7 protein-coding genes are annotated in these 11,760 nt (G+C 63.0%); 4 read left to right on the top strand and 3 right to left on the bottom strand.

Annotated features, from left to right (window positions below; all coding sequences use genetic code 11):
• The first annotated feature begins 37 nt into the window (after positions 1-37).
• A complete protein-coding gene (scpA, locus tag AC25BC_RS34265) occupies positions 38-2,176 on the top strand; it encodes a methylmalonyl-CoA mutase (RefSeq protein WP_128440160.1) in 2,139 nt (712 codons plus the stop codon).
• 61 nt (positions 2,177-2,237) lie between these two features.
• On the opposite strand, the gene AC25BC_RS34260 is transcribed toward scpA, so the two are convergent.
• On the bottom strand, positions 2,238-3,398 hold the full coding sequence (locus tag AC25BC_RS34260) for a fumarylacetoacetate hydrolase family protein (protein WP_017997238.1): 1,161 nt from the start codon (positions 3,396-3,398) through the stop codon (positions 2,238-2,240).
• A 369-nt stretch (positions 3,399-3,767) separates the two neighbouring features.
• Here AC25BC_RS34260 and AC25BC_RS34255 point away from each other — a divergent pair, with 369 nt between their 5' ends.
• The 3 genes from AC25BC_RS34255 to AC25BC_RS34245 are packed head-to-tail and all read left to right on the top strand — an operon-like array spanning position 3,768 to position 6,315.
• On the top strand, positions 3,768-4,778 hold the full coding sequence (locus AC25BC_RS34255; protein WP_033184073.1) for a Gfo/Idh/MocA family protein: 1,011 nt from the start codon (positions 3,768-3,770) through the stop codon (positions 4,776-4,778).
• Positions 4,779-4,788: 10 nt separating this feature from the next.
• Entirely contained in the window at positions 4,789-5,886 is a 1,098-nt protein-coding gene (locus tag AC25BC_RS34250) for a Gfo/Idh/MocA family protein (protein WP_128440159.1), read from the top strand.
• Between the two features lie 18 nt (positions 5,887-5,904).
• The gene (locus tag AC25BC_RS34245; RefSeq protein ID WP_128440158.1) at positions 5,905-6,315 is read left to right on the top strand and encodes a VOC family protein; all 411 of its coding nucleotides are present in this window, start codon (positions 5,905-5,907) and stop codon (positions 6,313-6,315) included.
• Between the two features lie 97 nt (positions 6,316-6,412).
• Here the strand turns inward: AC25BC_RS34245 and atzF are convergent, their stop codons facing one another.
• The gene (atzF, locus tag AC25BC_RS34240) at positions 6,413-8,218 is read right to left on the bottom strand and encodes an allophanate hydrolase (RefSeq protein WP_128440157.1); all 1,806 of its coding nucleotides are present in this window, start codon (positions 8,216-8,218) and stop codon (positions 6,413-6,415) included.
• 1 nt (position 8,219) lies between these two features.
• A complete protein-coding gene (uca, locus tag AC25BC_RS34235; RefSeq protein WP_487778593.1) occupies positions 8,220-11,759 on the bottom strand; it encodes an urea carboxylase in 3,540 nt (1,179 codons plus the stop codon).
• Position 11,760 lies beyond the last annotated feature (1 nt).

The raw sequence follows: 11,760 nt of genomic DNA, 5'->3' as shown, positions 1-11,760 counted from the left end.
ATGGTAGGGTGGGAATGAAAAAAGCCGGAGGAACCGCATGACGAAGAAGACGCTGTCGGATTGGGCGGAGCTTGCGCAAAAGGAACTGCGCACCTCGCCCGAGAAGCTCACCTGGCAGACGCCGGAAGGCATTGCCGTCAAGCCGCTCTATACGGCCGAGGATCTTGACGGCGCCGGGCATCTTGGTTCGCTTCCCGGCTTCTCGCCTTTCACCCGCGGCCCGCGGGCGACGATGTATGCCGGCCGGCCCTGGACGATCCGCCAATATGCCGGCTTCTCGACGGCAGAGGAATCGAATGCCTTTTATCGCCGCAATCTGGCGGCCGGCCAGAAGGGCCTGTCGGTCGCCTTCGATCTTGCCACCCACCGCGGGTATGACAGCGATCATCCGCGCGTCGAGGGTGATGTCGGCAAGGCGGGTGTGGCAATCGACAGCGTCGAGGACATGAAAATCCTGTTCGACGGCATTCCGCTGGCTGAAATGTCGGTGTCGATGACGATGAACGGCGCCGTCATCCCGATCCTTGCCTCCTTCATCGTGGCCGGCGAGGAGCAGGGTGTTTCGCGAGCCGACCTTTCTGGCACCATTCAGAACGACATCCTGAAGGAGTTCATGGTCCGCAACACCTATATCTATCCGCCCGAATCATCGATGCGGATCGTTGCCGACATCATCGACTATACCGCCCGCGAGATGCCGAAGTTCAACTCCATCTCGATCTCCGGCTACCACATGCAGGAAGCCGGCGCGACACTGGTGCAGGAACTGGCCTTCACGCTGGCCGACGGCCGCGAATATGTCCGCGCCGCCATCGCCAAAGGCCTGAGCGTCGACGAGTTCGCCGGCAGGCTCTCCTTCTTCTTCGCCATCGGCATGAACTTCTTCATGGAAGCGGCCAAGCTGCGCGCCGCCCGCCTGCTCTGGACGCGGATCATGGAAGGGTTTCATCCGAAGAAACAGTCCTCGCTGATGCTGCGCACCCATTGCCAGACCTCCGGCGTCTCCTTGCAGGAGCAGGACCCTTATAACAACATCATCCGCACCGCTTTCGAGGCGATGTCGGCCGTGCTCGGCGGCACGCAGTCGTTGCATACGAATTCCTTCGACGAAGCGATTGCGCTGCCGACTGAGTTCTCCTCTCGTATCGCCCGCAACACCCAGCTCATCCTGCAGCACGAGACCGGCGTCACCAAGGTCGTCGATCCGCTCGCCGGCTCCTACTATGTCGAAAGCCTGACGGCCGAACTGGCAGACAAGGCCTGGGCGTTGATGGAGGAAGTCGAGGCACTCGGCGGCATGACCAAGGCGGTGGCAGACGGCCTGCCGAAACGGCTGATCGAGGAAGCGGCCGCACGCCGCCAGGCGGCCGTCGACAAGGGCGAGGAGGTCATCGTCGGCGTCAACCGCTATCGGCTCGACTACGAGCAGCCGATCGACATTCTGGAGATCGACAACAGCGCAGTACGCAAAGCGCAGATCAGACGTATCGAGGAAACCAAGCGGCGGCGCGATGGCAAAGCCGTGCGCGAGGCCTTGGCGGCCCTGGCCGAGATCGCACAGAGCGGCAAGGGCAACCTGCTTGAAGCCGCCATCGAGGCGGCGCGGGCCCGCGCCACGGTCGGCGAGATATCGGATGCGATGCGCGATACCTTCGGCGATCATGCCGCCACGCCAGTGGTGATTAAGGGCGTCTATGGCCAAGCGTATGAAAACGAGCCGGAACTCGCCGTGCTCAAGACTCGCATGACGGAGGTTACGGAAGCCATGGGGCGCCGGCCGAAGATTATGGTCGCCAAGCTCGGTCAGGACGGACACGACCGAGGCGCAAAGGTGATCGCCTCGGCCTTCGGCGATATCGGCTTCGACGTGCTCGCCGGTCCCCTGTTCCAGACACCGGAGGAAGCCGCCGGTGTCGCACTCAGCGAAAAGGTCAACGTCGTCGGCGTCTCGTCGCTGGCGGCCGGTCACAGGACGCTGCTACCGCAACTGATCGACAGGCTGAGGGAACAGGGCGGTGGTGACATCATCGTCGTCTGCGGCGGCGTCATCCCGCGGCAGGACTATGAATTCCTGCACGAACACGGCGTTGCAGCCGTGTTCGGCCCGGGAACGAACGTTCTTGAAGCGGCAAACTCCGTTCTCGACCTGCTGCAGGGCAGGCGGAGAAACCAGTAATTCAGCATCTCAGGAAAACGCGACGCGGTTTTCTGCCCGGAAATGCACAAAAATCAGCACGTCAAAGCAGGCCGCGCTTTGCCAGATTGCTCATCAGCGCCGAAATGCCGAAGGTCCAGGGTGGGCATTCGGTGGAGAGGCGCACGGTGTTGATGAGCGCGCCGAGGCCTGCCGAGGAAATCTCGACGACATCGCCGATCTTGTGGGTAAAGCCTTGCTTCGGCGCGTCGCGGTCCTGAGTCGGCGCAAACAGCGTGCCGAGGAAAAGCATGAAACCGTCGGGATATTGATGATGGGCGCCGACCGTCTGCTTGACGAGATCGGTCGGATCGCGACTGATCTGCGACATCGAACTCTTGCCGTGCATCACGAAGCCATCCTGGCCTGACACCTTCAGGTCGAGTTCGGCCTTGCGTACATCATCGAGGCTGTAGCCGGCATCGAACAGGCGGATGAAAGGACCGATCGAGCAGGAGGCATTGTTATCCTTGGCCTTGCCGAGCAGCAGCGCCGAGCGGCCCTCGACGTCGCGCAGGTTGACGTCGTTGCCGAGAGTCGCCCCCGTGATTTCGCCGCGGCTGTTGACCGCGAGCACGATTTCCGGCTCGGGATTGTTCCAGGTCGAGATCGGATGCAGGCCGACATCCGCACCCCAGCCGACGGAGGAGAGCACCGGCGACTTGGTGAAGACTTCGGCGTCCGGCCCGATACCGACCTCGAGATATTGCGACCACATGCCTTCGTCGATCAGTGCCTGCTTGACCTTGGCAGCCTCCGGCGAACCGGCCTTCAGATTGGTGAGACTGCCACCGATCAGCGTGCTGACGCGCTCGCGGATCGAGGCGGCACGCTCCGGACTGCCGGCCGCCTTCTCCTCGATGACGCGCTCGATCATCGACTGCGCAAAGGTGACGCCGCAGGCTTTCACTGCCTGAAGGTCGACGGGCGCCAGGAGATAGGGACGCGCTTCATCCGGCGTGCCGGTGCTGTTGGCGGCGATATCCTGCAACGAGCCGATCGCCTTGCCGCTTGCAGCGCGCACGAAACCAGCAGCGTCCTGCTGCTCGAGCAGCGCGCTCAGTGTCGGCGCCTCGCGCGAGGTGATGTCGACCAGCTCCCCCTCTCGAAGCGCCACGATGCTCGGCCCGGCAACCTGGGGATTCCAGGCGCGGCCGACAAAAAGACCATCCGAAGCGGCGATATCGAGCAGAGGTTGAGACATGGTGGATCTTCCGTCACAGGCGAGCGGGGAGCGCTCTTCAAAACATTGCGGGGTGTTGCCGCCCTCCAGCCCGGCGGCAGCCGAAATCGATCACATTCACGGAGATGGGGCAAGATGCGCCGGGGAAAAAGACTTTCGCCCGATCGGTTCAAGCCGTGGCCCTTTGTCGAAAGACCAAGCGTAAAAACCTGCAAAATAACTATTTAGATACAAATTAATCGTTATATTTCATATGTTTAATTTGCAACCCGGTCGATTTCCCCCTTCATCTCGCCTTGACAGGCGGCGGCTTTCGTTATCTGTTTTGCGCGACATGGAGGAGGCTGGCGTCAGGCGGCCACACGAAAATCCCAGGAGGATATTGCAGCGATGTTGAGATTTGCCGTCGTCGGAATCGACCATGGGCACACGTTCGATCACGTGAAGGGATTGCTGGCCGCAGGCGGCGAGTTCGTCGGCTATTGCCCGCAGACCTCGGTGCCGGCGTTGCGCGAGGCCTTCGAGAAGACCTATCCTGACGCGCCGCAGATCGACAGGCAAAAGCTGTTCGACGATCCGTCGATCGATGTCATCTGCATTTCCGCGATTCCGCGTGATCGTGCCGGGCTTGCCATCCGCGCAATGAGGTCGGGCAAGGACGTGATGACCGACAAGCCGGGCGTGACCACCTTCGCCCAACTCGAGGACGTCAGGCGTACCGTTGCCGAGACCGGCAAGATCTTCTCGATCTGCTTTTCCGAGCGCCACTGCGTCCGCTCCGCCGTCAAGGCCGGCAAGCTCGTCGCCGAAGGCGCGATCGGCAAGGTGATCCAGACGCTCGGTGTCGGTCCACACCGGCTGCAACTGCCGACCCGGCCGGACTGGTTCTTCGATCCCGAAGCCTTCGGCGGCATCATCGTCGATATCGCTTCGCACCAGGTCGACCAGTTCCTGTTCTATACCGGCTCGACCACAGGCGAGGTCATCGCAAGCTCGATCGGCAATTTCGGCATGCCCGACAAGCCCGCCTTCGAGGATTTCGGCGAGGTGCTTCTGCGTTCCGACAAGGCGGCGGGCTATGTCCGTGTCGACTGGTTCACGCCGGAGGCGCTGCCGACCTGGGGTGATGGGCGCCTGACCATCCTCGGCACCGAAGGTTACATCGAACTGCGCAAATATATCGATATCGCCGGCCGGCCGGGCAAGGATCACCTCTTCCTGGTCAACGGCAAGGAAATGACCCATATCGATTGCAGCGGTGAAAAACTCGATTATTTCGACGCTTTCACCGCCGACGTTGGCAACCGCACGCAGACGGCGATGACCCAGGATCACGTTTTTGAAGTCTGCCGTCTTTCGCTCGAAGCCCAGACGAAAGCCGCGCGCATCGGCGCTCGCTGAGGAGGATATCATGACCAGAAAATTGCGCGTCGGTGTCATCGGCGCAGGCATCGCTGCGCGGCATCTGGCCGGCTTCGGCTGGAACAAGGAGCTTTTCGAAGTCCCCGTGCTCTGCTCGCTCGACGAGGAGCGCGGCAAGGCGCTGTGCGAGGAGTTCGGCATTGGCGAATACACGCAGGATGCGGATTCGCTGTTTGCCCGTGACGATCTCGACGTCATCGACATTTCGACGCCGCCGAGTTCGCATTTCGAACTTTGCCGCAAGGGTATCGAATCCGGCAAGCACGTGATCTGCGAGAAGCCGCTCTTCGGCTCGATCGCCGAGGTCGACGAGATCGGGCGCATCCTCGATCGTTACCCCGGCAGGAAGCTGATGCCGATCTTCCAGTATCGCTATGGTTCCGGCCTGCAGAAGCTGAAGCTGCTGATCGAACGTGGCTTGGCCGGCAAGCCGTTCCTGACCACGATCGAAACCCATTGGTGGCGCGGGCCGGATTATTATGCCGTGCCGTGGCGCGGCAAATGGGCGAGCGAACTCGGCGGTGGCCTTCTCGGCCACGCCATCCACGCCCATGACATGCTGAACTATGTGCATGGCCCCTGCGCCGAGGTGTTTTCCTATGGGGCGACGCTGGTCAATCCGATCGAGGTCGAGGATACGGCAGCCCTTTCGGTGAAGATGCAGAATGGCTCGCTGGCGACGCTGTCGATGACGCTGGGTTCGCGCAAGGAGATCTCGCGGTTGCGCTTCTGCTTCAACGACCTCGTCGCCGAAAGCATCATCGAACCCTATACGATGGGCCGTGATCCGTGGACGTTCGTCGCCGGGACAGAGGAACATCAGGCGCGGATCGACGAAGTGCTCGCCGCCTATGTGCCTGGCGAGGATGGCTACACCCGTCAGTTCGAGCTCTTCCATAAGGCGATCGTCGAAGACACCGACCCACCGGTGACGCTGCAGGATGCCCGCAATTCGCTGGAACTGGTAACGGCCGCTTATTTCTCGCAGCGAACCGGACAACCGACGCCGATGCCGATCGCCGCCGATCATCCGCTCTATCGCTCCTGGCTTCCGGCAGGGGAATGGCGGGCTGCGGCCACCGTCTGAATCGGGAAGGGCTCTCCGATGCTGAAATCCTTCGAGCATGTCGGCATGACGGTCGGCGACATGGACCACACTGTCGATTTCTACTGTGGCCTGCTCGGCCTCAGCCTCGTGCTGCGCAAGACGATGGCGAATGGCATGCAGGTCGCGTTCCTCGATGCAGGCGGCGGCATGCTGGAGGTCTTTGCGCCACCCGGCGGCGCTTCCAGGGCGGTCGACGTGCCTGAAGATACGGCCGGCGTCCGCCACCTCACCTTTCATTTCGACAATGTCGACGAGACCTTCGTCCGCCTCGAAAAGGCGGGCGTCGAGATCAAGGAGCGGCCGCGCTTCGCTGTCCACTCCGAGATGCTGAACAAGATCGCCTTCGTTCGCGACCCCGACGGCATTATCGTCGAACTTGCCGAACGCTCTCAGAACCGCCAGGGCTGACACAGGTTCTGCCGATCGCTTCGCTGCGGGCGGTCAAACCGTCCCGCAGCAGATCGATCAGGCGCCAGACGAGTTTTGCCGCCATGTTAGGCTCTCCTCAGCTCGCCAGCTTGGCGCTAATATAGTTGCGCCAGCCGCCAAGAGCGGTGATTTCCTCGGCACCTTTCACCGCATGCGCCTCGCAGACGAAGCCAGAGACGCTGGAACCGTCTTCGAGCGTCAGCTTACCGATGCCGAGGGGTGCCGGAATCTTCTGGACGAACCTGCCGAAAGCATCGGCCGGCAGTGCCCAGACCTCGACCTCCAGCCCCTGACCCTTGTGGCCGGGCTCGCGCAGCAGCCCCGGTTTCGGCGGCGTGGTATCGGGTAAGACGAAGAGGCGATAATCGCCTGATGTGCGGCAGGTCTTGACCAGACGCCCGCCTGCGCCTGCCAGTTCGTGATTGAGCGGCATGCCGGTCAGATGCGCACCGACGACCACAATTTCGATAAAACCGTCATCGCCGGGCACAACACGGCTTGCTTCGGGGATCGCAGCCTGCCGGTCGATGCCCATGCCGGAGCTTGCTGCGCGGTGCAGCGCATCGGCAAGTGGTGCCAGCGCATCGTCGGTGAAGGCAGGTGCGATGACGGTAACGCCGCTCGGCAACCCACCTTTTCCGAAGCCGGCCGGAACGGCGATCGCCGCGCAATCGAGCAGGTTGACGAAATTGGTGTAGCGACCGAGGCGGCCGTTGAGCACGACGGGATTGGCCAGCATGTCGGCGACCGTGTAGGTAGTCGGCGCCGTCGGCAGCAGAAGCACGTCGGCCTTTTCCCATTCGGCCTCGGTCTTGCGACGCAATTCTTCCAGCCGGTATCGGCCGTTGAAAGCCTCGACCGCGGTTTTGCCCTTGGCGCCTTCGATAATCCCTCTGACCGTCGGGTCGAAATCAGCCGCGTTCGTGGCGAGGAAATCTTCGACCGCCGCCAGACGTTCGGCGACCCAAGGCCCATCATAGAGAAGGGCGGCGGCCTCGCGGAATGGCGCGTAATCGAACGGCACGATGATGGCGCCGAGCCTTCTGGCCCGCTCGATCGCCTGGTCGTAGAGCGCCTCCACCTCCTTGTCGCCGAAGAATTCCCGTTCGGCATCGGTCAGGACGCCGATGCGCACGCCCGATACCGGCAGGTTCGCCGGCTTGGCGTGACGCGAGAAAGCATCGGCGGCATCGAAGCCTTCGGCGACCTTGCGGATCGCAACACCGTCGCCGACGGTCGCGGCAAAAATCGTTATGCAGTCGACGCTCTTGCAGGCGGGCACGGCGCCGGTATTCGGCAGAAGGCCCGGCGTTGGCTTGATGCCGACCAGATTGTTGAAGGCAGCCGGCACCCGGCCCGAGCCCGCCGTATCGGTACCGAGTGCGAACGCCGCGAGGCCGGAAGCAACCGTGACTGATGATCCGGAGCTCGATCCGCCGGAGATATAGGCCGCATCGAAGACCGAACGCGGCGCGCCATAGGGCGAGCGCGTGCCGTTGAGGCCGGTCGCGAACTGGTCGAGATTGGTCTTGCCGATGATGATGGCGCCGGCTGCCTTCAGCCGCGCAACGACGGTAGCGTCCGCTTCCGGCCGATATTCGTATGCCGGGCAGGCGGCCGTCGTCGGCAGGCCGGCGGCATCGATATTGTCCTTGACCGCGAAGGGCACGCCCCAGAGCGGCAGGCTGTTTGCCTCAGGCGCCCGCGCCATCAAGGCTTTGGCGGCGGCCCGCAGCTCCTCGTCGGGCACCGCCATGATGAAGATCGCCGGATCTTTCGAGGCGGCACGCCGCGCAATCACCTCTTCGATGGCGTCGAGCGGCGTCAGGCCGGATTGATAGGCGGCGCGAAGGCTTGAGAGATCGAGGATGGTCGGCAGCATGTCAGCATTCCTCCAGAACGACGATGATATCGCCGGCTTTGACGTTTCTTCCCGGCCCGGCACGCAGGTCGCGGACGCGGCCTGCCGCATGGGCGGTGACGTTGATTTCCATTTTCATCGATTCGATGATGGCGAGTGTATCGCCGGCCGCAACCGAGGCACCCGGCTCGACCAGCAATTTCCAGATATTGCCGGGTACGGCGCTGGCAACCCCAAAGCAGCCGTCGGGAATATCCCCATCCGGACTTTCGCCCGTGCCTTCGTCGGTGACGAAGCTGTCGAGCCCGGCTTCCTTCCAGCGCTGGCGCTCAGTATCGAAGGCAGCCTGCTGGGTTGCCTTGAAGCGGCCGATCGACGCCGAATTGACCTGCAATTCCTTCTCATAGGCAGCATAGGAGAATTCCGTCTCCTCAATCCGGATCGGATAGCCGCCATGCGGGAAGGCGGCGCGCGCCTCCGTCAGCTCCTGATTGCTGACCGGAAAGAAACGGATCTGGTCGAAGAAGTTCAGCAGCCAGGGTTTGCCCCTGGCAAAAGCCGGCGTCTCCCGCCATGTGTTCCAGACCTGGATGGTGCGGCCGAAGAGCTGGTAGCCGCCCGGTCCTTCCATGCCGTAAATGCACATATAGGCGCCGCCGATGCCGACGGCATTCTCAGGCGTCCAGGTGCGGGCGGGATTATACTTCGTCGTCACGAGACGGTGGCGCGGATCGGTCGGGGTCGCAACCGGCGCACCGAGATAGACGTCGCCGAGACCGAGCACCAGGTAGCTGGCATCAAAGACGATATCGCGGACGGCCTGTTCGTCGGGAAGGCCGTTGATACGGCGGATGAACTCGATATTCGACGGGCACCAGGGTGCGTTCGGGCGCACGAGTTCCTGATATTTGCGCATCGCAAGCTCCGCATCCGGATCGTTCCAGGAAAGCGGCAGATGCACGATGCGGCTCGGCACCGTGACCTCCTGCGCTGCCGGAAGCGTCGCCTCAATCTCGGAGAGCAGCCCCAGCAGACGCCGACGCGTCAGCTGCGTGCCGTCATAATGGATCTGCAGCGAGCGGATGCCGGGGGTGAGGTCAACGACGCCGGGAAGGTGGGCCTCGATGACCGCCTGCATCAGCAGGTGCACCCGCAGCCGCAGCGCGATATCGAGCGTCATCGGCCCATATTCGACGAGCAGATTGTCGTCGCCCTGGCGGCGATAGACGACAGAAACCGGGCCATCCTCGCTGATGCCGAGGATCGGCGAACCTGCTTCTTCCGAGGGCCGCCGCGCCGCCGGGCCAGCGATCGGGTCTTCCGGCCGTACTACTGCATGAAAACGGATGCGGTCGCCGGGCTTGAACTGGCCCATCTTCCACTGCTCATCGCGGGTAATCACCGCCGGGCAAACGAAGCCGCCAAGGCTCGGACCGTCGGGGCCGAGAATGATCGGCATATCGCCGGTGAAATCGATCGCCCCGATCGCATAGGCATTATCGTGCAGGTTGGAGGGGTGCAGTCCCGCCTCACCGCCGTCGCTACGTGCCCAAACCGGGGCGGGACCGATGAGGCGAACGCCGGTGCGGGCGCTGTTGAAATGGACCTCGTAGGCGGTCGAAAACAGCGTCTCGATATCCCCATCCTGAAAGAAATCGGGAGCCCCGTGCGGGCCATAGACGACGCCGACATCCCATTCGCGCGTCAAGACGGCTGCCTCCGTCGCTGGTCTCACCGGTTCAGCCGGTACTTGGCGGGCAAAGTGCAGCACATGCCCTGTCTTCAGGGTGCCGGTGGCGTTGCCGCCGAATTGGCCAAGGCCGAAGGTCGCGCGCGAGCCGAGCACAACGGGAGCGGCAAAACCACCGGCGACCGCGAGGTAGGCGCGCTGCCCCGGTCCTTCGATCGCACCGATCGACAGAACCTGGCCGGCACGGATCAATACCGGGGTGTCATGCGGCAATCTTGCGCCGTCGCATGTCATAGGCATCCGGGCGCCGGCAAGCGCGATCGTCTGGTCGGCATAGAACCGCAATGTCGGACCGGAAACGGTCAGTTCGAGTGCTGCCGTCACATCGTCGTTGCCGACCAGCCGGTTGGCATGGCGGAAGGAGCGCTCGTCCATCGGCCCGCTCGGCGGCACGCCGGCATGCCAGAGGCCGAGCCGGCCCGGCAGTTCCTGGATGCTCGACTGGGCGCCGGGCGCGAGAACCTCAACGACATCGGGAACGAAGGCGAAGTCGCGTAGAGCCGTCGTTGCCACCTTGGCGCTGGCCAGCAATTCGGAAGCGGCGATCGTTCTCAAATAATCGAGATTGGTCTCGATGCCTGATATCGACGTTTCGGCGAGCGCTGTCTTCAGCTTCTCGATCGCCGCCGGCCGGTCTTCCGCCGCCACGATCAGCTTGGCAAGCATCGGGTCATAGAAGGGCGTGACCTCGGTTCCCGTCTCGATCCAGCCGTCGACACGGGCGCTTTCCGGAAAAATGACCTCGGTCAAAAGGCCGGCGCTCGGTCGGAAATCGGCATGCGGCATCTCGGCATAGATACGCATCTCGATCGCCGCACCCTTCGGCGTCAGGGCCTTAGCACCCGAGAGCACGTCCTCGCCGGCCGCTTGCCGGATCATCCATTCGACGAGATCGATACCGAAGACGGCCTCCGTCACCGGATGCTCGACCTGAAGACGGGTATTGACCTCGAGGAAATAGAATTCCTCGCGCTGGGGATCATAGATGAATTCGACGGTGCCAGCCAATTCATAGGAGACCGAGCTTCCCAAATCGACCGCCGCCTTGTGCAGCCGCGCCCTTGTCTCCCCGGAAAGGCCAGGAGCAGGCGTCTCCTCGACGACCTTCTGGTTCCGCCGCTGCAGCGAGCAGTCGCGTTCGCCGAGCGCGATCACGCGGCCCTTGCCGTCGCCGAAGATCTGCACCTCGACATGGCGCGCTTCGGCAACGAAACGCTCGATGTAGACGCGCGCATCACCGAAGCTGGCGCGCGCGGTCCGCTGGACGCTTTCGAAAGAGGCCTTGAGGCTTGCTGCATCGGCGCAGAGCTGCATGCCGATGCCGCCGCCGCCGGCCGTGCTCTTCAGCATGACGGGATAACCGACGGTCTCGGCAGCCGAAAGTGCATCCTCGACGCTCTGCAAGAGATCGGTGCCGGGCAGCAGCGGCACGCCGCTCGCCTTTGCCAGTTCGCGCGCCGTGTGCTTCAGGCCGAAGGCTGACAGATGTTCCGGCCGCGGGCCGATGAAGGCGATGCCGTCGGCGGCGAGCCGCTCGGCAAAACCGATATTCTCCGAGAGGAAGCCGTAGCCTGGATGCACGGCCTCGGCGCCCGTCGCCTTGCAGGCAGCAATGACGGCATCGACGTCAAGATAACTTTCGGAAGCAGGTGCCGGGCCGAGGCGGACGGCCTCATCAGCGGTCAGCGCCGGCTTCGAGAACCGGTCGGCATCGGAATAGACGGCAACTGAGGCGATGCCCATCCTCTTCAATGTGCGGATGACGCGGACGGCGATTTCGCCGCGATTGGCGATAAGAACCTTGGTGAACATC

The sequence above is a fragment of the Rhizobium sp. WSM409 genome, from assembly GCF_057653825.1.
Note: the sequence above shows the minus strand (reverse complement) of the source record. Positions and strands in the feature narration are given on the sequence as shown.